Source organism: Dyella flava (assembly GCF_016904955.1).
Taxonomy (GTDB): domain Bacteria; phylum Pseudomonadota; class Gammaproteobacteria; order Xanthomonadales; family Rhodanobacteraceae; genus Dyella_B; species Dyella_B flava.
This window is the reverse complement of record NZ_JADIKE010000039.1, coordinates 508,095-528,567: the sequence shown is the minus strand read 5'-3', so window position 1 is coordinate 528,567 and position 20,473 is coordinate 508,095. Positions and strand designations below refer to the sequence as shown.

Here is a 20,473-nt window from a genome sequence, read left to right as displayed (position 1 = left end):
ATGAGTAATGAGCGTCCGTGGCTGAATTACTACCCGGCTGGCGTACCTGCAGAGATCGACATCAATCAATACACATCGGTTGCTGCCGTGCTGGACGAAGCGTTTGAACGCTATCGGCAACAGTCCGCCTTTAGCAACTTCGGTAAAAGCCTTACTTATGGCGAGATCGATACGCTCAGCCGTCAGTTCGCGGGCTACCTGACCGGTGAGCTCAAGCTCAAGCAGGGCGATCGCATCGCGATCATGTTGCCCAATATTCTTCAGTATCCCATCGCATTGTTTGGCGCCTTGCGCGCCGGACTGGTGGTGGTGAATACCAACCCGATGTACACGGCACGTGAACTCAAGCATCAGCTGACCGATGCCGGCGCGCAGGCGATCGTGGTGCTCGACAATTTCGCTTCAACGCTGCAGGAAATTGTCAGCGAGACAAGCGTCAAGCACATCGTCACGACCGGCATCGGTGACCTGCTGGGCGCCAAGGGCGTGCTGGTCAATTTCGTGCTCAAGCACGTCAAGAAAATGGTACCCGCCTACCATCTTCCACATGCGGTACGTTTCTCCGAAGCGCTGACCCGCGGCGCGAAGCACCAGCTGCCCAAGCCTTCGCTCGGGCACGACGACGTTGCTTTCCTGCAATACACCGGGGGCACGACAGGCGTTGCCAAGGGTGCGATGCTTACGCACGGCAACATGATCGCGAACATGCTGCAGGCTGGGGCGTGGTTCGGCGCGAAGATCAAGTCTGGCGAAGAAACCATCATCACAGCGTTGCCGCTGTATCACATCTTTGCCCTCACTTGTAATTGCTTCATCTTCCTGCGCTTCGGCGGCCGCAGCATACTCATCACCAATCCGCGCGACATGCCGGGCTTCGTCAAGGAATTGAGCAAGATCCGCTTCACCGCGATCACCGGCGTCAATACCCTGTTCAACGGCCTGCTGAATACCCCCGGCTTCGACCAGATCAATTTCTCCAGCCTGCGCATGAGCTTCGGCGGCGGCATGGCCGTGCAGCGCGCGGTGGCTGAGAAATGGGAGAAAGTGACCGGCTGCGCATTGATCGAAGGCTATGGCATGACCGAGAGCTCCCCGGTCGCCACCATCAATCCACTGGTGGATGGTGCCCACTTCAATGGCTCCATCGGTCTGCCCATTCCTTCGACCTCGATCAGCATCCAGGATGAAGATGGCAAGCACCTGGGCATTGGAGAGGTCGGCGAAATCTGCATCAAGGGCCCGCAGGTCATGAAGGGCTACTGGAATCAGCCCGCCGAAACCAGCAAGGTGCTCAGCGCGGATGGCTGGTTGCGAACCGGCGATATCGGCCGCATGGACGACTCCGGCTATATCTACATCGTCGACCGCAAGAAGGACATGATCCTGGTGTCGGGCTTCAACGTGTATCCGAACGAGATCGAGGATACGGTGATGAAGTGCCCAGGCGTCGCTGAAGTCGCAGCCATCGGCATTGCCGACGAACATTCCGGCGAAGCCGTGAAGCTGTTCGTGGTACGCAAGGATCCGAACCTCACGGTGGAAAAGCTCAAGGAGTTCTGCCGCGAGAACCTTACCGGCTACAAGCGCCCGAGGGTGATCGAATTCCGCGATGCCCTGCCCAAGAGCAATGTCGGCAAGATTCTGCGTCGCGAATTGCGCGATGAGAAGAAAGCTGTCGCAACCAGCTGATATCGCGCCTCAAGGCTCCAGGTTCATACACCCCGCGTAATGCGGGGTGGATCCGCACGATCATTCGTCGTGCCACATCTCCAGGATGTCCGCGTAGCCGCCCAGCAAGTTCCACAGCGGCACCTGCTTGTCTTCCGGAATGTGCGTGTAGGCGAAACCGATGTGTCTTTCTGATACACGGGCCACCTTCGCCTCGAGGTGGATATGCAGGTCGCTGCCGAAGATCATGTCCAGCACCCAGCTTTCCCCCGCCTTGCCACCCCACTCGCGTGGCCGGCGCAACAGCACGCCGGTGGCCGAGATGTCGATCAGGTCGGTCGGATGCGATTCGTCGCCATGGCTCATCAGCACCGTCGTCTTGATGCGCATGCGCGCCGGGCGCAAATGTTCCTTATCGGAACCGTCCATGGCGTCGTCACCCATTGTGGTCATGCCTTTTATCTCCCCGCACAGCGTTTCCGCCATACGCCCAGATCCGACTTGCAGGCAACCAAGCCTGTGCCTCCCTTCGACACTTCCCTCTGTGTCCCTCAACATCGCCTCATCATCGGCCGATGTCTCCCGGATAGCCGCATATGATGAAGCAAGCGGCATGCCACTGCTACAACCACGTTGCAGCCATCCGAGCAAGGCATGTCAAACCGTCCTGAACGAACAACCATCGACACAATGGGTCACATGCTGCCGTGTCAGTACATTCGCCTTCTTCCGATGGAGCAACCGGGGACCCATGACCGTGCTCCTACCCGCCCGCCGAATCAAGCCCCAGACAGGCTTTGCCGGAGGCGGGCGCCCTTGTCGCCCCATTGCTCATAAAGCACCTTTCCAGCCCCTTACAAAAGCTGAAGCCCTTACTGGACATGTCGCCATCCTGCCGTTAATCTGTAACCCGCGTGTGGAGCCATGCATGGATGGCCACTGGGAGCCCCGGTGGGGATGGCCTCCACCCGATGTACTCAGCCGACCTTACGAATCGCGGGCGACGCCAGCGGCGTCACGCATGGTTCCTGCCTGATCGTTTTCAGCGATATCGACCCGGCACCTAGCGACCGCCCACCTGACCGAACCGCACCAAGTGGCTTCATCAGGGTTGTTATCGCGGGAACACCGCATGTCTTGGCTGGGCATCGCGAAAAGTGATTGGCTTCATTAGGGGTGCCTGTGCAAGCGAAGGCATTCCAGGCATGAACCTCGCTTCGATCGTGCATCGAAAACAGGTTTTGATCGTCCACAGAACGAACCGCCAGCCCTGCCGGGTGGCCTAATGACATGCATTAATGAGCACTGAGCCAACCGAGTCTCAGCCTGTACAAGCAACGCATGATGCGTTTGCCGGGGTTCCGCAGCAGCAGGAAATGCCGCTTGCCATCGTGCGCGGCGAACCGATCCTGCAAATGCCGCAGGACCTGTACATTCCTCCGGATGCGCTGGAAGTCATCCTGGAGGCGTTCGAGGGACCGCTGGATCTATTGCTGTACCTGATTCGCCGGCAGAACCTCGACATTCTCGATATCCCGATTGCCGAAATCACCCGGCAGTACATGGAATACATCGAGATGATGCGCGATGTGATGCGCCTGGAGCTGGCCGCGGAATACCTGCTGATGGCCGCGATCCTGGCTGAAATCAAATCGCGGCTGTTGTTGCCCAGGCCGCCCACGGAAGAAGGCCTGGAAGAAGATCCGCGTGCCGAACTGGTGCGCCGTCTGCAGGAGTACGAGCGCTTCAAGAAAGCGGCCGAAGACATTGACGCCCTGCCCCGTCTGGAGCGCGATACGGTGGCCGTGCAGGCCGATGTCGGCGAGCGCAATGTCATCAAGTTGCCGCCGCCGCTGGACCTGAAGGAAATGCTGCTGGCCCTCAAGGATGTGCTGCACCGGGCCGAATTGTTCGGGCATCACGCCATCAAGCGCGAGGCACTGAGTGTGCGCCAGCGCATGGGTGAGCTGCTCAGTCGCCTGGATGACACCCAGTTCCATCGTTTCGAAAGCCTGTTTGATGTAAGCGAGGGGCGTCTGGGCGTGGTGGTCACCTTCCTGGCCATGCTGGAGCTAGCCAAGGAGTTCCTCATCAACATCGTGCAGGAAGAGCCGCTGGCACCGATTTACGTGAAAGCCAACGCCAACTCGGCCAGCGAAGAAGCCGAAGTTGCCGCTGGCGACGATGCCTTCGAAGAACAGAACGTCGCATCCGGCACCGAATGACCAGCCTCTGAGACAAAGGCACGCAACCGTTATGGACACCCGATCCTAAGGCTATGCAGATCGAGCAACTCAAAGCGATTATCGAAGCAGCCCTGCTTGCCGCCAGCCAGCCGTTGAGCGTGGCCCAGCTCGGCGAATTGTTCATCGAGGAAGATGAAGTCGACCGGGCGCAGATCGCCATGGCGCTGGAGATGCTCGCCGACGACAGCCAGGGTCGCGGAGTCGAGCTGAAGGAAGTCGGTTCCGGCTTCCGCTACCAGGTCCGCCAGGACGTGCATCCCTGGGTTTCACGCATGTGGAGCGAGAAGCCGAGCCGGTACTCGCGTGCCCTGCTGGAAACGCTGGCACTGATTGCCTACCGCCAGCCCATCACGCGCCCGGAAATTGAACAGATTCGTGGCGTGGTGGTCTCATCCAACATCATCAAGACGCTGGAAGAGCGCGAGTGGGTACGTGTGGTGGGCCACCGCGATGTACCCGGCAAACCCGCGTTGTACGGCACCACGCGCAGCTTTCTCGACTATTTCAACCTGAAGTCACTGGACGAGCTGCCTACGCTTTCCGAAATCCGCGACATGGAAGATCCTCAGCTCCGCCTGGATAACGAGCCCTTCCCGCCGCGTGTCATCAAGGATCTGCCGATCGATCCGGATGCCGAAGATGTCGAAGCCGAAGCGACTGCTGAGGGACAGGAATACGATCCGCATTCCGAAGAGCTACAGATCCAGGAAGAACACGTCGATGAAGCTCATGCTCATGAGGAACTAGCTCAAGAGCACGCTCACAAAGAAACCGCGTCGGAAGAACCAGCTATCGAAGCAGAGGCCGACGAAATACCTGAAAACCCGGAGCCGCAGCACCACGCGGACGACACCGGATCCAAGCACGAGGCATCCGCTAGCGAAGCAGATGCTGTCACCGAATCCCCCGCCACTGCCGACGAGGCAGCGGACCACGCGGACGCCGATGAAGGCTCCGCCGAGCAAGACACCGAGGAGTACCGCGCATGAATGCGCCGCAAAAATCCGTATTGAGCCTCAAGCGCGCCACGCCGCCTGAGAATACCCCCCAGATCGAAGAACGCCTGCACAAAGTGCTCGCCAACGCCGGCCTCGGCTCGCGACGCATGCTGGAGCAGCGTATTCAGGCGGGCGAAGTCGAAGTGAACGGCAGTGCCGCCAACATCGGCGCCAGTGTCCGCGCAGGTGACCGCGTAGTACTCGACGGCAAGCAATTTGTCGTCGCCACCGATAACCGCGACGACGCCGAAGTACTGGTCTACCACAAGCCTGAGGGCGTGGTGACCACCCGCGAAGATCCTGAAGGCCGCGCCACCGTGTTCGAACAGTTGCCGCGACTCAAAGGCGCGCGCTGGGTCGCCGTAGGCCGCCTCGACATCAACACCACCGGCCTTCTGCTGCTGACCACCGACGGTGAACTCGCCAATGCCCTGATGCACCCGCGCAGCGGCCTGGAGCGCGAGTACCTATGCCGCGTGCATGGCGAAGTGCCGGACGAAATCATCGAAAAACTCAAGGCTGGGGTAGAACTGGAAGATGGCCCTGCCCGCTTCGATGAAATCGCCATCATCAGCCGTGGCGGCAGCCATAGCTGGTTCCGGGTGGTGATCCGCGAAGGCCGCAATCGCGAAGTCCGCCGTCTGTGGGATTCGCAAGGCTTTCTGGTCAGCCGCCTCAAGCGTATCCGCTACGGCAACATCGAGCTGCCGCGCATGCTGCGCCGTGGCGACTGCGAAGCGCTCAACGAAGAATCAGTCAAGGAACTGCGCAAGGTCGCCGGCCTCGGCGCACCGCAGCCGGTGCTCACGCTCAGTCCTGTGCTGCACCAGCGCCGCGCACCGCGCAACGTCACCGAATATCGCCCGGAAAAAGGTGCTGGTACCGCATGGAGTGGTGGCTATCACGACGAGGCCCGCGAACTGCGCGCCTTCGACCGGATCCGCGAAGAGCCCGTACGCGGCAAGCAGCAGCGCCGCCGTAATCCAAATCGCGAAGTGAACGGCAACATCGACAAACCGGATCGCGCCGGCAAGCCGCGCAAGAAGAAGCGCGGCATCGGCCCGGGCCAGGAGTTGCCACCGGCGCGTACCTGGTTTGCTGGTGAGAGCCGTGAAGGTGGGCGCAGCGGTGGTGGCGCCAATACATCTGGCAATCGCCGCGGCGGTGGCGGCGGTGGGGGCGCCGGCAACGCGAATCCCTATGGCGGCTTCAACGCTGGCGGCAATGCCAACCGCGGCCAGCGTGGTAGCGGACGTCCCGGCCAAGGTCAGGGCGGTCGCCCGCAAGGCCAAGGTGGTCGTCCGCAGGGCCGTGGCAACCGTCCGCATGGGCATGGTGGTGGCGGTCGTCCTCACGGTGGTGGCGGCGGCAATCGCTCCGGCAACCGCTAAGCAGCTTCAATGATCCGCATTTACCACAACAGTCGCTGCTCGAAATCGCGCAGCGCGTTGGCACTGCTCGAACAACACGGCAAACCCTTCGAGGTGATCCATTACCTTGAAACGCCGCCCAGCGCGGCCGAGCTGAAAACCTTGCTGTCACAACTTGGCATGACCGCTCGTCAGTTGTTACGCAGTGGCGAGGATGTCTACCAGGAGCTGCACCTGGATAACGATTCGCTGGACGACGCAACGTTGATCGATGCGATGGCCAAACATCCGCGCCTGATTGAACGCCCGATTGTGGTCGCCGATGGCAAAGCCGTTATCGGGCGTCCGCCGGAAACCGTGCTCGGCATTCTCAAACGGTAAATCCGGGGCACTGCATCGGTGCCCGACGTTGCTCACGGTCGCCCCGACCAAGCATGGGGCCCGATGATGTTTTCTGACTTCGGCTTTCGCCGCAGCGACTGGCAAATTTGCGGCGGAGCCAAAGCTCAAAACCAACGACGTACCAGCGTCGAATTCCGACAGCGGCCGCTGTTTGCATCGGCCATGAAAAAGCCGCCCCTGGAGGCGGCTTTTTTTCACTAAGTGCTAACTCAGATGCGGCTTTGCGTAGCCGGATCTCCCACCTTCGCTCCAGCGTCACCGCGCGGCGGCGGCGGTGGTACGGACGACCCGGACGACGACGAGGTCTTTGACCAGTCTGCCGGCGGCCCCGGAACGCGGCCGGCCATGATGTCGTCGATCTGGCGCGCATCGATGGTTTCGTACTGCAGCAGGGCATCCGCCATCACATGCAGCTTGTCGATATTGTCGGTCAGGATCTGCGTGGTACGGGCGTAGGCGCGGTCGAGAATGTCGCGTACCACTTCATCGATCTTGCGCGCCGTTTCGTTGGAGACGTTCTTATGCTGCGTCACCGAACGGCCCAGGAACACTTCATCCTCTTCCTCGCCGTAGGTCACCGGACCCAACTCATCAGACAGGCCCCACTTGGTGGCCATGTTGCGGGCCATCTTGGTGGCGCGCTCGATGTCGTTGGAAGCACCGGTGGTGACCTTGTCCGCACCGAAGATCAGCTCTTCGGCGACGCGACCGCCATACAGCGAACAAAGCTGCGATTCGATCGCCACCTTGTTCATGCTGTATTTGTCGCCTTCCGGCAGGTACATGGTGACACCCAGCGCGCGGCCGCGCGGAATTATCGTGACCTTGTAGACCGGATCGTGCTCGGGCACCACGCGGCCGACAATGGCGTGACCAGCTTCGTGATAAGCAGTGAGCTTCTTTTCGTCCTCGCTCATAGCCATCGAACGACGCTCGGTACCCATCAGGATCTTGTCGCGAGCCTTGTCCATGTGGTTCATGCGCACTTCACGCGCATTTTCGCGCGCGGCGAACAACGCCGCTTCATTGACGAGGTTGGCGAGGTCCGCACCGGAGAAACCGGGCGTGCCGCGCGCGATCACCATCGGATCGACGTCGCTGGCCGTCGGTACCTTGCGCAGGTGCACCTTGAGGATCTGCTCGCGGCCCTTTACGTCCGGCAGGCCCACCACCACCTGGCGATCGAAGCGACCCGGACGCAGCAGCGCCGGATCGAGCACGTCGGGGCGGTTGGTCGCGGCGATAACGATGATGCCTTCGGTGCCTTCGAAACCATCCATCTCGACCAGCAGCTGATTGAGCGTCTGCTCGCGCTCGTCATGACCGCCACCGAGACCGGCGCCACGATGACGACCCACCGCATCGATTTCGTCGATGAAGATGATGCACGGCGCGTGCTTCTTGGCCTGGTCGAACATGTCGCGTACACGCGATGCGCCGACGCCAACGAACATTTCCACGAAGTCCGAGCCGGAGATCGAGAAGAACGGCACCTTCGCTTCGCCGGCAATCGCCTTGGCCAGCAGCGTCTTGCCGGTGCCGGGCGGCCCGACCATCAGCACGCCACGTGGAATCTTGCCACCCAGGCGCTGGAACTTGCCCGGGTCACGCAGGAATTCGACCAGTTCGCCGACTTCCTCCTTGGCTTCGTCGCAACCGGCGACGTCGCTGAAATTGACCTTGACCTGATCCTCGCCCTGCAGCTTGGCACGCGAACGGCCGAAGCTCATCGCGCCGCGCCCGCCGCCACCCTGCTGCATCTGGCGCATGAACCAGATGAACACGCCGACGATCAGGATCACCGGCAGCCAGTTCACCAGGAGGCCGATCAGCGAGAAGCCGGTACCGGAATCCTGGGTAACCGTGACGTTCTTGTCCTGCATCTGCTTGACCACCGTGCTGGTGGAGAAGCCGAGCACGGGCGCGACCGTACGGTAGTTGCTGCCGTCCTTCAGCTTGCCGCTGATCGTGGCGGGATTTTCGGCGCTGATGGTAGCGGTGGCGACATTACCGCTGTCCACACTCTGCACGAAGCTGCTGTAAGGCAGATCCGAAGAGGCGCCACCGTGCGGGTTGAAGCTCTGGAACACGGTGATCAACACCACCGCAATTACCAGCCAGAGCAACAGGGTTTTCCATGTCTCGTTCATGCGCGGTTCTCGCCAGTTTGCCGGCCTCCCGGTTTGAATCCGGTAGCCAGCGCATATACCTCACGCGAACGCGCGCGTGAGGCTTTAGGTTTACGCATACTTACGCGCGAAAACTCCGCGCGCAAGCTGCGTAGGTAATCATCGAAGCCTGATCCCTGGAACAATTTGATTAAAAACGCTCCATCCGGTTTGAGCCAGTGCCGGCTGAAATCAAGCGCCAGTTCGGCCAAGTCCATCGCCCGGATCTGGTCGGCCAAGGCCACACCACTCATATTGGGGGCCATGTCAGACAGCACAAGATCAAGCTTCTGGCCATCCAGGCGTGATTCCAGTTCGCGCAAGACACTTTCTTCACGAAAATCGCCCTGCAGGAAATCCACCCCGGCGATACCCTGCATGGGCAGGATGTCCAGTGCCACCACGGTACCACTATCGCCCAGGCGCTGCCGGACCAGCTGCGACCAGCCACCAGGGGCAGCGCCCAGATCGACGACGCGCATGCCGGGCTTCAGTAAGCGGTCGCGCTCGATCAGTTCTTCCAGCTTGAAGACGGCACGGGAACGCAGGCCCTCGGCCTGGGCCTTCTTTACATAGACATCATCGAAATGCTCCCGCAGCCAGCGGGAACTGCTCTTGCTGCGAGGCATGATCGGCAACGGCCGGGAACAGGGGGATACCATGATACCCTTTAAGGTCCCCTGCTCGCGAATCCGAGACTGAACGCATGGCTATTTCCCCTTCACAGCGACGCTATCTGCGCAGCCTCGCTCACGACCTCCACCCGGTGATCCTGCTGGGTGCCAAGGGTGCGACCGAAGCAGTGGTGAAGGAGCTCGACCTTGCGCTCTCGCATCACGAGCTGGTCAAGGTGAAGCTGTCCGGAGGCGACAAGGACGAGCGGGAGGCCCAGATCGATACGCTGATCAATGGCACCGGCGCGGAGAGCGTGCAACAGATCGGTCACATCGTGGTGCTGTTCCGGCGCAACGAGGACGATCCCCGCCTGGCTTTGCCGCGCTGAGGAAACATCATGGATCTTTCGCTGGAGCGCCCGGGTGATTTCCTGTTTGTACGCCGGGTCGCCAACAATGCCATCACCGTGGTGGATCGTGACCTGACCACCAGCTTCCTGCTGGCACCCGAACGCGCCGTCGAACATTGGCCGGTAACCAGTGCGCTCGCCCTGGATGAAAGCCATGTCGACGGGATACTGGAACTGAAGCCGGAGCTGGTATTGCTAGGCACGGGGTCGCGCCAGCAATTTCCCCCGGCTGCGTTCCTGGCTGGCTTCCTGCGCCGAGGGATCGGTGTCGAGGTCATGGATAACGCTGCCGCGGCGCGTACCTACGGCTTGCTGGCCAGCGAAGGACGACGTGTGGTTGCCGCCTTTATCCTGCCGGCCTAGTCGCTGGAACTAGAGAAAGGCACCCAGCCGCGAAGCGCCATCGGCTTCTGTCTTTCGCTCCAGATTCAATGTCAACGCGCACAGCGAAATCACTCGCTGAACTTCCTTGTCCTGGCTTTTCTTACCGCGAAGGCAGGTAATCAAGCGGATCGACAGGGCTACCGTCCTTGCGGATCTGAAACTGCAGTTCATCGCGCGCGCTGCCACTGGATCCCATTTCGGCGATCTGCTGACCCGCCTTCACCTGCTGGCCTTCGGTAACCAGGCGCTTGCGGTTATGGCCGTAGGCCGAGAGAAAGCTATCGTTGTGCTTGATGATGATCAGCTCGCCATAGCCGACCAAGCCGTTGCCGCTGTACACCACGACGCCATCGGCTGCGGCCACGACGGGATCGCCCGCCTTGCCGGCAATATCGACGCCCGGTATCGCGGCACCCGATTGGAAGCGGCCTATCACCGCGCCGGATGCCGGCCAACGCCACTTGACGCCTCCGGCACTGCGCGTACCACCGGTGGCAATAATGGGCGTGGCGGCGGGCGCGGCATTGCCGATCGCAGCAGGCGCCGCAGGGGCACCGCCGGCAACCGGTACGACGGTGGTCGCCGTGGCGGGCGGCTGGCTTGGTGGTGTGCCCACAGGCGTTGTTTGAACAGCCTGGAACACCGGTGCAGGAGTGCTGGAAGGCTGCGGTGCTGGCGGTGCTTTCGCCACAACGACAGTGGGAGCTGTCCGCACAGGAACCGGACCGGCGTGTCCGGGCAGTTTCAATACTTGCCCCGGCCAGATCGTGTAAGGCTGCGCGATGCCGTTCAACTGGGCAACAGCACGAAAGTCGGTGCCGTTGCGAAAAGCGATGGAGTAAAGCGTGTCGCCTTTGACGACCGTATAAGTGCCTGGTGCATTACCCGCTTGCACGGGACGCACAACAGCCTGCCCGCCGGGGGGCTGTTGCACCACGACCGTGCGGGCGCAGCCGGTCATGAGTATCGCAATCGTGGTAAGGGCAGACCATCGCATCAATCCTTTCATGCGCGTGAGCATAACGGGGTCTAACAGAGTTTTCATGCGGCCCCAGCGGGAAAGATTGCCAGCGGTTAATGCTTCAGTACCCACCAGCCTGCGAGCGCTGCAAGCACTACCAGGGCGCCCCAGCCGATCCATTCGACATGCTTATGCAGCATCCGCTCGGCACGCTCGCCGAACAGCCGAATCAACAAGGCCAGCAACCACACGCGCTTGCCGCGTCCAAGCAATATGCAGATCAGGAACGGAATCACTGGCACGCCGACGATACCTGCTGCCCAGGTAACAAACTTCATCGGCACCACCGGCTGCAAGGCCGCAAGCGTCAATACCAGCAGCAACTCCAGCCAATGCTGATTCATCTGCGTACGCAGATTTTCCACCCCGATCTGGATCCGGTCATACAGGTGCAGCGACTGCAGCAACGGCGTCAGTGCATGGAAAGCCCAGTGGCCGAGGGAATAGCCCACCAGTGAACCCACCAGCGAAAACAGCAGGCTTATGTTGGCGTAGAAAAAGGCCCGGTGGCGCTTGCCGAGCATCATCGGCGCCAACATCACTTCCGGCATGATCGGAAAGATGAAGGCTTCGACGAAGCTCAATCCGCACAGGTAGTAGACCGCCCTTGGATCGCGCGCCCATACCAGAACACGCGCATACAACCTTCCGAACAGGCGCATCAGCCGATGCCACCCAGCAAAGGTACGAAACTCACTGCGGCCAACTCTTCCTGCACAAAATCTCCTTTGCCATCGCCACGCATGCGGATCAGCGTCTGGCTGCTGGGGGAACCAACCGGCGCGACCAGCACACCGTCGGGACTCAATTGATCAAGCACCTGGGTGGGAATCGCATCGCCGGCGGCGGTAAGGATGATGGCGTCGAACGGCGCCTCCGCCGCCCAGCCCAACTTACCGTCATCGTGACGTGAGCGAATGTTCTCAATACCCAACTGGCGGAAGCGCCGGCGCGCCTGACGCAACAACTCCTCGATGCGTTCCACCGTATAAACCTGCGGCACCAGGTTGGCCAACACCACGGCCTGATAACCCGACCCCGTGCCAATCTCCAGCACCTTTTGCGGACGGCCCGACTTCGCATCGAAGGGCTCTAGCAGCGCTTCGGTCATGCGCGCCACCACCCACGGCTGGGAAATAGTCTGGCCGTGGCCAATCGGCAGCGCGGTGTTTTCGTAGGCCCGCGAATGCAAGGCCTGGTCGATAAAGTGATGGCGCGGCAGGTTACGCATCACATCGATCACACGCTGATCGCGAATGCCCTCTTCCTTCAGCTTGGCAACCAGCCGGTCGCGGGCACGTTGCGAGGTCATGCCCTCGCCTTTCAATGCAGATGGCGGCAATGGATGCATCACGCGGCCTTACCGTCGGATTTGTCAGCCATGCCATCGCTCAAGGCATGTACCCAAGTGCTCACTTTTTCCAGCGCCTGGAAACGGGTGAGATCCACATGGATGGGTGTGACAGAAATGAAACCACGCCGCACGGCGTGGAAGTCGGTACCGGGACCGGCATCGTCCACGTCGCCGGCCGGACCGATCCACCAGATGGTCTTGCCACGCGGATCAGTCTGCTTGATACACGGTGCGGAGCGGTGCCGCTTGCCCAGGCGGGTGACTTCAAAGCCCTGAATATCGGCCCACGGCAGGTCCGGCACATTGACATTGAGAATGGTATCGGCAGGCAGCGGATCGACCAGCAGACGCTCCATCAACAGCAGCACCGCCCTGGCCGCGGAGTCGTAATGCTCGCCCTTGTGATCCTTGCTGACCAGCGACACGGCAATGGCGGGCAAACCGAGAAAGCGCCCTTCCATTGCCGCCGAAACCGTACCGGAATAAATCACGTCATCGCCGAGATTGGCGGAATTGTTGATACCGGACACCACGATATCCGGCTCGTCTTCCAGCATGCCGGCCAGCGCCAGGTGCACGCAATCAGTGGGCGTGCCTGCCACCCGGTAATAACCGTTATCCATGCGCAAGGCCCGGATAGGCGCGTCGAGCGTCAAGGAATTGCTCGCGCCGGAGCGGTCCCGATCAGGAGCCACTACCGTGACCTGGCCGACCGCGCCAAGGCGCTCGGCGAGCACGCGGATGCCCGGGGCGTCCACGCCATCGTCGTTGCTTACCAGAACTCGCATCATGATCCGTTCAAAGCCAATTGCCAGCGTGCGGCCCACAGGTGGCTGCGCATGCTCCCTAGATGCACGAGTCTAACCGAGCAGACCGCCGGTTTCACCGCCACTTAGAACCCGTCCCACAGAATTTTCACCTGCGCGGTCGGTCGTTGCTAGGATGACCGGATGAAGCGTCACAAGCCCACTACCATCAATGAAGAGGACCGCCGGCTGTTTCGCGAGGCGATCGGCGAAGTGAGGCAGCTCGACCCCGTCCCACCGCCCCCATCGGCGCCCAAGCCAGAGCCGCATCCGTACATGCTGGAGGCCGACGAGGCAGCCGTACCCGGTGAACTGCTCGACATGGCCTTTGATCCAGGATTGATGGAAGTCGGCGAGGAGTTGAGCTATCTACGCGACGGCTATCCGCCCAAGCTATTGCGCCAGCTCAAGCGTGGCCAGTTCAGCGTGCAGGACGAGATTGATCTGCATCAGATGAATGCTGCGGCAGCCCAGGCAACGATTTCGGCTTTTCTTGCCGAGGCCGCCGAGCGTAGCATCCACTGCGTACGCATCGTGCATGGCAAAGGGTTACGCTCAAAAGCCGGCGGTCCGGTCCTGAAGGTCCTGACTGACCGTCTGCTGCGCCGCCGTGACGATGTCATTGCTTTTGCGTCGGCCCGTCCGATGCAGGGTGGCACAGGGGCGGTAGTCGTACTTTTGAAGTCGAAAGGCCGCCCGTGAACGGTTTCCATACGATGCATCAAAGATAAGCGTCACCTGCACGATTTTTTGCTAGCGTTTACTGCGAGTGACAGGCGGCGGGCATGCCAACCAACCAAAGCAAAACATTGCTTAGGAATCGCAAAGGAGTGTACTGATGGGAAGCAAGGTCATCATCGCAGTTGGGGTCGTCTGTGGGCTGGCGCTGTCGTTACAAGCAGTCGCGCAGAATGCCGCTACACCCTCTACAAGTTTTCAAAACAAACCTGCGGAAACTCGTTACTCAACACCCTTACCAAAATTAGCAGGCATGCCGACGTTGCCTATCGCAGGCACGAGCACGCCTGATGCGTGGGGCAAAAATCCAGTTCAAGCCAGTGACTGGAAAACCAGCTCGCCGACTTCTGCTTCGCTCAATCGGTTCACGAGCCCTGCCAACATCCATCTTGGTTTGACGCCGGTGTCCAATGCAGATGCACTCCATCGTCTCCCGTTTTATCTGACGGCGCCTTACTGGCTACCGCGCAGCCGACCATTCAGCGCCAACAACGATCCCAACAAGGCACAACCTGCCACGCATGGCGCGCTGCTCAACGATATGGCGACGTTGATACGTTCAAGTTCGTCAGATTGAGCGATACACATATGGGCCTACGGGTTTAAATCCGCGCATCCCTGGGCCTTGCACGTGGCACTCATGTCGTGAGCATCTTCACTTGCCGTCAAGGCATGATATTCATGCAATCAACTCACGTGCTACGACCGTAGCGTACGCACCCGCAGGCAATTCGAAACTCAGTTCCAGCGTTTCGTTATCCAGCCAGCGCCAGTGCAATTCCTTTGGTAGCAGCCGCAGAGGGCGACGCTCTTGCTCCATGCGCGCTGCGGCAACGCCTTCGGCTAGATCAGCGAAAGTCGCGGCAACTTGACGTTCCAACGTCCCGGCCACGGCCGTCGTGGGCGGCTCTCCCTGCCCCCACAGCGGACCGGACGGATGGATATCGCCCTGCGCAAGACGCGTGGCAAGCGTGTCGTCGAACGGCTCCGGGCCGAACCAGGAGCGTGAACCGGCCAGCGACCAGATCTCTCCGTCCAGCGGTTTATCCCAGACATCACGCTCCACGCGCTCAGCAAGCACGCTGTTGAAAATGTGTGAGCGTGCGGCGGAGAGCAGAATCGAACGTTTCTCGCGGTCAACGCGTCGCCCGGCAAACATCGCACGTGCCTGGGCCAGATTGCCGCCTTCCCGTCCAAAGCGTTGTTCCCCGAAATAATTGGGTACGCCGCGTGATGCAATCGCCAGCAGGACCTGCTCAGCGTGGGCATGATCGCCTTGCACGCTGCGCAATACAAGGACGAAGCGATTACCGCGCAAGGCGCCGCGTTTGAGCTTGCGCTTGTGTCGCGTGCTCGCCAGCACCTTCACGTCATCATGCGGAAACGCGGACCAGTCCGGATCAGGCTTGCCTGCCAATTGCACCGTGAATGCCTGGCGGGTCACGGCATGCCGATCTTTCAGGCCCGCATAGCCGACATTGAGCGGTGACACACCCGCAAACCTTGCCAGTTCGCGCGCCACCCAATCCGTGTTCGCACCACGCTTTTCCACCCACAACAAGGCATGCTCGCCTTCGCCATCAGCGTCGTAGCCAAGGATTTCGTCGACACGAAAGTCTTCCGGTGTACGGCGTAATTCGGCGCTCAGGGGCGAAACACCATAGGCCTTGGGTAGTTCCAGCTCTGTCGTGGCCATTAATGTGTAAAACCTTGAAAGCGCGAATGCGCAGATTGGGTTACCTGGACGCGATCCGAAGCAACCCAGGCTGCCGACTTAGTTGCCGCTGCTAGCCGAAGTGGCCGGATCAGCCGTGCTGGCCGCCGACTTCGGCACGACCTGATAGAACGTTTCGCCGGGCTTGATCAGCCCAAGCTCGGCGCGCGCGCGCGCCTCGACGGCCTGTTCGCCGTGCTTGAGATCACTCACATCCGCGGCGAGCGCCTGATTGCGCTGAGCGAGCTTGTCGTTTTCGTCGCTCTGCTTTTTCACCGCCGCGCGCAAGCTGGTCACCTCGGACATGCCGCCATGATTGGACCACAGTTTGAACTGCAGTCCGATCAGCAACAGCAGCAGGACCAAGGCGACCCAGCGCAACATGGATGGACGCTACCTCGCTTTAACCGGGCAGATGAGACAGATTCGGGAAGGCGTTGCGGCCAGCATAACGCGCCGCGCTACCGAGCTGCTCTTCAATGCGCAGCAGCTGGTTGTACTTGGCCACGCGGTCGGTGCGGCACAGCGAACCGGTCTTGATCTGGGTGGCGGTGGTGGCGACGGCAATGTCCGAGATGGTGGTGTCCTCAGTTTCGCCCGAGCGGTGCGACACAATCGCGGCGTACTTGGCGGCGTCCGCCATGGCGATGGCTTCCAGCGTCTCCGACAGAGTGCCGATCTGGTTCACCTTGATCAGGATGGCATTGGCGATCTTCTTGTCGATGGCTTCGCGGAAGATCTTCGGATTGGTCACGAAGATGTCGTCACCGACTAACTGCACCTTGTTGCCGATCTTGTCGGTAAGCAGCTTCCAGCCATCCCAATCGCCTTCGGCCATGCCGTCTTCGATGGTGACGATCGGGTACTGCTGCGCCCAGCTGGCCAGCAGGTCGACGAACTGGGCCGGCGAATAAACCTTGCCTTCGCCTTCCAGGTCGTACTTGCCGTCTTTGAAGAATTCGGAGCTGGCGACGTCGAGGCCAAGCAGGATGTCGCTGCCGATCTTGTAGCCGCTCTTGTTCACGGCTTCGAGAATGGTATCCAGCGCCTCGATATTGGAGCGCAGGTTCGGCGCAAAGCCGCCCTCATCGCCCACCGAGGTATTGAGCCCCTTGCCCTTCAGCACGCTCTTGAGCGCATGGAAGATTTCGGTACCGGCGCGCAGTGCTTCGGAGAAGCTCGGCAGCCCCACCGGAAGAATCATGAATTCCTGCACGTCGACGTTGTTGTCGGCGTGCGCACCGCCGTTGATGATGTTCATCATCGGCACCGGCAGTGCGCCCGGCTTGCCGTTGGAAAGGTATTTCCACAACGGCTCGTGACGCGAGGCTGCCACGGCGTGCGCGGCGGCCATCGAAACACCCAGCAGCGCATTGGCGCCAAGACGACCCTTGTTCGGGGTGCCGTCGAGCTGGATCAGCTTGGCATCGAGACCTTTCTGGTCGACCGCATCGACGCCTTTGAGCGCATCGAAAATTTCGCCGTTGACGTTGGCGACGGCCTTTTTCACACCCTTGCCCAAATAACGCGACTTGTCGCCATCACGCAATTCCACCGCTTCTCGCGTACCGGTCGAGGCGCCGCTGGGTACCGCTGCGCGGCCGAAGGCACCACCCGCCAGAGTTACTTCCGCTTCGAGCGTGGGATTGCCGCGGGAGTCGAGAATTTCACGGGCGTGGATGCGGGTGATTTGCGTGCTCATGGCATTCCTGGAATTTTGAAATAGGTTGATAGCTACAGATGTTGCAAGCCCGTCGGCTCAATACCCGTCCCGTCGCAAGAGCGGGTCAGGGTGAAGAGCCGAGCCTGGCATGCACATCATGTGCTTGCGTCATGCTCTTTGTTACCTATGCGCGGAAGCACATTCCACGCGAGGCTCCCCTCACCCCAGCCCTCTCCCCGAAGAGGGAGCGGGGATGTACTACAGATGCTGCTCAAGGAAACCGTGACGCTTGGTCACAGCATCCAGCTCCAGCAAAGTGTGCAGCAAGGCTTCCATCTTGCCGAGTGGCCAGGCGTTCGGTCCATCACTGAGCGCCTTGGAGGGATCCGGATGGGTTTCCGCGAACAGACCGGCGATGCCCACGGCCACCGCCGCGCGCGCCAGTACCGGCACAAATTCGCGCTGACCGCCGGAACTGGTGCCCTGCCCGCCCGGCAGCTGCACCGAATGGGTAGCGTCGAACACCACCGGGCAGCCGGTTTCGCGCATCACGCTCAGCGAGCGCATGTCCGAAACGAGGTTGTTGTAACCGAAGCTGGCACCACGCTCGCAGACCAGGATGTCGTCGTTACCGACGTCCTTGGCCTTGGCGACCACGTTCTTCATGTCCCAGGGAGCGAGGAACTGGCCTTTCTTGATGTTGACCGGCTTGCCCGCTCTCGCCACCTTCTGGATGAAATCGGTCTGGCGGCACAGAAAGGCCGGCGTCTGCAGCACGTCCACCACCGCCGCCACTTCATTCATCGGCGTGTATTCATGCACGTCGGTCAGCACGGGCACGCCAAGCTGGCGCTTCACTTCAGACAGGATGCGCAGCCCTTCTTCCATGCCGAGGCCGCGGAAGCTACTGCCCGAAGAGCGATTGGCCTTGTCAAAGCTGGATTTGAAGATGAAGGGCATGCCGAGCTTGCCGGTGATTTCCTTCAGCGTTCCGGCGGTATCGACCTGCAATTGTTCCGACTCCACCACGCAAGGGCCGGCGATCAGGAACAACGGTTGGTCCAGGCCGACTTCGAAACCGCACAACTTCATGCCACCGACTCCTTGGCCAGCTTCTCGCCGTCACGCACCGCTTTGTATTCGCGTGCAGCGCGGACAAAGCCGATAAACAGGGGGTGGCCATCGCGCGGAGTGGAAGTGAACTCCGGATGCGCCTGGCAGCCGAGAAACCACGGGTGCTTCTGCAGCGGCAGCTCGACGATCTCCACCAGCAGATCGTCCATCGACTTGCCGGAAATCACCATGCCGAGGTCCTCGAAGGGCTGGCGATAGCGGTTGTTGAATTCGTAGCGATGGCGATGGCGCTCGCGCACCACGTCCTGACCATAGAGCTGGCGCGCCAGGGTACCGGCCTTCAAGCGGCATTCCTGCGCCCCCAGGCGCATGGTGCCGCCCAGGTCCGAACGCTCAGAGCGGGTTTCGACCTCACCGGACGCCGTCGTCCACTCGGTGATCAGTCCGATCACTGGATTGGGTGTGTGGCGATCATTTTCGCTGGAGTCGGCATCGGGCAAGCCGGCAACGTTGCGGGCGAAATCCACCACCGCCGCATGCATGCCATAACAGATGCCGAAGTACGGCACGCCATGCTCACGGGCGTATTTGGCCGCCAGCACCTTGCCTTCGAAACCGCGCTTGCCGAAACCACCTGGCACCAGGATCGCATCGGCCACACCCAGTACCTTGGCCGCGCCTTCGGCTTCGATCTGCTCGGAGTCGATCCACTGCAGGTTCACACGCGTCTGCTGCTTGATGCCGCCGTGGCGCAGGGCCTCGCCCAACGACTTGTAGGCATCCTTGTGCTCGACGTACTTGCCGACGATAGCCACGGTGACCTCATCCTTCGGATGCTCCACCGCCTCGACCGTGCGCTGCCAGCCGGACAGGTCCGCCGGCTTGGCGTCCAGACCCAGCTTTTTGACGACGATGTCATCCAGGCCTTGCTGGTGCAGCCACAGTGGCTGCTTGTAGATGATGTCCACGTCGGCCGCGCTGATGACGGCCGGTTCCGGCACGTTGGTGAACAGGGCGATCTTGCGGCGCTCGCCATCGGGCAGCGGCTGCTCACAACGGCACAGCAGGATGTCCGGCTGGATACCGATGGAGCGCAGCTCCTTCACGGAGTGCTGGGTCGGCTTGGTTTTGATCTCGCCGGCCGCCTTGATGTACGGCACCAGGGTCAGGTGCATGAACAGGCACTTTTCCGGGCCATGCTCGATGCGCAGTTGGCGGATCGCCTCAAGGAAGGGTTGGGATTCGATATCGCCTACCGTGCCGCCAATCTCGACCAGGGCCACGTCGAAGCCACGGGTGGCCTCATGGATGCAATGCTTGATCTCATCGGTGATGTGGGGGATGACCTGAACAGTCGCGCCCAGGTAATCGCCGCGGCGCTCCTTGCGGATCACCGATTCGTAGATCTTGCCGGTGGTAATGGAGTTCTTGCCGGTCAGCCTGGTATGGACGAACCGCTCGTAATGGCCCAGGTCCAGGTCGGTTTCAGCGCCGTCGTCGGTCACATAGACCTCGCCGTGCTGGAAGGGACTCATCGTGCCCGGATCCACATTGATGTAGGGATCGAGCTTCATCATGGTGACCGAGAGGCCACGCGCCTCGAGAATGGACGCGAGCGAGGCCGCTGCGATGCCCTTGCCAAGTGAGGACACCACACCGCCGGTGACGAAAATCAGGGGGGTCATGGAAAGCAGCCGTGCTGGAAATCGGCATTTTAACGGCAGATTGCTTCTACCGCGAGATGGCTGCACCACCGGAGCTGAAAAAATTCAGCTGGGCGGCCCTGAAGGCCGGATGCCTGGGACGCGAGCTGGCGTCGTTGAACGGCTCTATGGAGCCTGGC

21 protein-coding genes are annotated in these 20,473 nt (G+C 60.9%); 9 read left to right on the top strand and 12 right to left on the bottom strand.

Annotation, left to right across the window (positions count from 1 at the left end; translation table 11 throughout):
• Nucleotides 1-1,689: a long-chain-fatty-acid--CoA ligase gene (locus ISP19_RS20780; protein WP_204684309.1), complete on the top strand. Its 1,689-nt coding sequence runs from the start codon at nucleotides 1-3 to the stop codon at nucleotides 1,687-1,689.
• A gap of 60 nt (nucleotides 1,690-1,749) precedes the next feature.
• Here ISP19_RS20780 and ISP19_RS20775 read toward each other — a convergent pair whose 3' ends face one another.
• Nucleotides 1,750-2,154, bottom strand: coding sequence for a PilZ domain-containing protein (locus tag ISP19_RS20775; protein WP_379945868.1), 405 nt, complete (start codon nucleotides 2,152-2,154; stop codon nucleotides 1,750-1,752).
• A gap of 812 nt (nucleotides 2,155-2,966) precedes the next feature.
• Between ISP19_RS20775 and ISP19_RS20770 the strand changes: the two genes are divergently transcribed.
• From ISP19_RS20770 to arsC, 4 genes are read left to right on the top strand one after another with little or no spacing between them, the layout of a single operon-like run.
• Complete coding sequence (locus tag ISP19_RS20770; protein ID WP_379945867.1) at nucleotides 2,967-3,893, top strand: segregation and condensation protein A; 927 nt, start codon at nucleotides 2,967-2,969, stop codon at nucleotides 3,891-3,893.
• A 53-nt stretch (nucleotides 3,894-3,946) separates the two neighbouring features.
• Entirely contained in the window at nucleotides 3,947-4,903 is a 957-nt protein-coding gene (scpB, locus tag ISP19_RS20765; RefSeq protein WP_204684308.1) for an SMC-Scp complex subunit ScpB, read from the top strand.
• A complete protein-coding gene (locus ISP19_RS20760; RefSeq protein ID WP_204684307.1) occupies nucleotides 4,900-6,303 on the top strand; it encodes a pseudouridine synthase in 1,404 nt (467 codons plus the stop codon). Before scpB ends, ISP19_RS20760 begins: the two co-directional genes overlap by 4 nt.
• Nucleotides 6,304-6,312: 9 nt before the next feature.
• Nucleotides 6,313-6,663, top strand: a complete 351-nt coding sequence (arsC, locus tag ISP19_RS20755) for an arsenate reductase (glutaredoxin) (protein ID WP_204684306.1) — start codon at nucleotides 6,313-6,315, stop codon at nucleotides 6,661-6,663.
• 230 nt (nucleotides 6,664-6,893) lie between these two features.
• Here arsC and ftsH read toward each other — a convergent pair whose 3' ends face one another.
• Nucleotides 6,894-8,834, bottom strand: coding sequence for an ATP-dependent zinc metalloprotease FtsH (gene ftsH, locus ISP19_RS20750; RefSeq protein WP_204684305.1), 1,941 nt, complete (start codon nucleotides 8,832-8,834; stop codon nucleotides 6,894-6,896).
• Complete coding sequence (gene rlmE, locus ISP19_RS20745) at nucleotides 8,831-9,481, bottom strand: 23S rRNA (uridine(2552)-2'-O)-methyltransferase RlmE (RefSeq protein WP_204684304.1); 651 nt, start codon at nucleotides 9,479-9,481, stop codon at nucleotides 8,831-8,833. The genes ftsH and rlmE overlap by 4 nt, the downstream gene beginning before the upstream one ends.
• 77 nt (nucleotides 9,482-9,558) lie before the next feature.
• On the opposite strand from rlmE, the gene yhbY reads away from it, so the two are divergent.
• The gene (gene yhbY, locus ISP19_RS20740) at nucleotides 9,559-9,855 is read left to right on the top strand and encodes a ribosome assembly RNA-binding protein YhbY (protein WP_204684303.1); all 297 of its coding nucleotides are present in this window, start codon (nucleotides 9,559-9,561) and stop codon (nucleotides 9,853-9,855) included.
• A 9-nt stretch (nucleotides 9,856-9,864) separates the two neighbouring features.
• Nucleotides 9,865-10,239: an Mth938-like domain-containing protein gene (locus ISP19_RS20735; RefSeq protein ID WP_204684302.1), complete on the top strand. Its 375-nt coding sequence runs from the start codon at nucleotides 9,865-9,867 to the stop codon at nucleotides 10,237-10,239.
• A 121-nt stretch (nucleotides 10,240-10,360) separates the two neighbouring features.
• Here the strand turns inward: ISP19_RS20735 and ISP19_RS20730 are convergent, their stop codons facing one another.
• The 4 genes from ISP19_RS20730 to surE all read right to left on the bottom strand — a co-directional run bounded on the left by ISP19_RS20730 (nucleotide 10,361) and on the right by surE (nucleotide 13,423).
• Nucleotides 10,361-11,257, bottom strand: a complete 897-nt coding sequence (locus tag ISP19_RS20730; protein WP_239556965.1) for a peptidoglycan DD-metalloendopeptidase family protein — start codon at nucleotides 11,255-11,257, stop codon at nucleotides 10,361-10,363.
• A 77-nt stretch (nucleotides 11,258-11,334) separates the two neighbouring features.
• Nucleotides 11,335-11,943, bottom strand: a complete 609-nt coding sequence (locus ISP19_RS20725; protein ID WP_204684301.1) for a YqaA family protein — start codon at nucleotides 11,941-11,943, stop codon at nucleotides 11,335-11,337.
• Nucleotides 11,943-12,632, bottom strand: a complete 690-nt coding sequence (locus ISP19_RS20720) for a protein-L-isoaspartate(D-aspartate) O-methyltransferase (protein ID WP_204684407.1) — start codon at nucleotides 12,630-12,632, stop codon at nucleotides 11,943-11,945. The genes ISP19_RS20725 and ISP19_RS20720 overlap by 1 nt, the downstream gene beginning before the upstream one ends.
• Nucleotides 12,632-13,423 carry a 5'/3'-nucleotidase SurE gene (gene surE / locus ISP19_RS20715; protein WP_204684406.1) on the bottom strand — a complete coding sequence of 264 codons (792 nt, stop codon included), beginning with the start codon at nucleotides 13,421-13,423 and terminating at the stop codon, nucleotides 12,632-12,634. Before surE ends, ISP19_RS20720 begins: the two co-directional genes overlap by 1 nt.
• Nucleotides 13,424-13,585: 162 nt before the next feature.
• Here surE and ISP19_RS20710 point away from each other — a divergent pair, with 162 nt between their 5' ends.
• Nucleotides 13,586-14,143 (top strand): Smr/MutS family protein, encoded by a 558-nt coding sequence (locus ISP19_RS20710; protein WP_204684300.1) that lies wholly within the window; start codon nucleotides 13,586-13,588, stop codon nucleotides 14,141-14,143.
• Between the two features lie 136 nt (nucleotides 14,144-14,279).
• Nucleotides 14,280-14,756, top strand: coding sequence for a hypothetical protein (locus tag ISP19_RS20705; protein WP_204684299.1), 477 nt, complete (start codon nucleotides 14,280-14,282; stop codon nucleotides 14,754-14,756).
• A gap of 102 nt (nucleotides 14,757-14,858) precedes the next feature.
• Here the strand turns inward: ISP19_RS20705 and truD are convergent, their stop codons facing one another.
• The 5 genes from truD to pyrG all read right to left on the bottom strand — a co-directional run bounded on the left by truD (nucleotide 14,859) and on the right by pyrG (nucleotide 20,315).
• Complete coding sequence (truD, locus tag ISP19_RS20700) at nucleotides 14,859-15,875, bottom strand: tRNA pseudouridine(13) synthase TruD (RefSeq protein ID WP_204684298.1); 1,017 nt, start codon at nucleotides 15,873-15,875, stop codon at nucleotides 14,859-14,861.
• Nucleotides 15,876-15,953: 78 nt separating this feature from the next.
• On the bottom strand, nucleotides 15,954-16,277 hold the full coding sequence (gene ftsB, locus ISP19_RS20695) for a cell division protein FtsB (RefSeq protein WP_204684297.1): 324 nt from the start codon (nucleotides 16,275-16,277) through the stop codon (nucleotides 15,954-15,956).
• Between the two features lie 19 nt (nucleotides 16,278-16,296).
• Nucleotides 16,297-17,595: a phosphopyruvate hydratase gene (eno, locus tag ISP19_RS20690; RefSeq protein ID WP_204684296.1), complete on the bottom strand. Its 1,299-nt coding sequence runs from the start codon at nucleotides 17,593-17,595 to the stop codon at nucleotides 16,297-16,299.
• A gap of 219 nt (nucleotides 17,596-17,814) precedes the next feature.
• On the bottom strand, nucleotides 17,815-18,648 hold the full coding sequence (gene kdsA, locus ISP19_RS20685; RefSeq protein ID WP_204684295.1) for a 3-deoxy-8-phosphooctulonate synthase: 834 nt from the start codon (nucleotides 18,646-18,648) through the stop codon (nucleotides 17,815-17,817).
• Complete coding sequence (gene pyrG, locus ISP19_RS20680; RefSeq protein ID WP_204684294.1) at nucleotides 18,645-20,315, bottom strand: CTP synthase; 1,671 nt, start codon at nucleotides 20,313-20,315, stop codon at nucleotides 18,645-18,647. Before pyrG ends, kdsA begins: the two co-directional genes overlap by 4 nt.
• Between the last annotated feature and the right edge of the window lie 158 nt (nucleotides 20,316-20,473).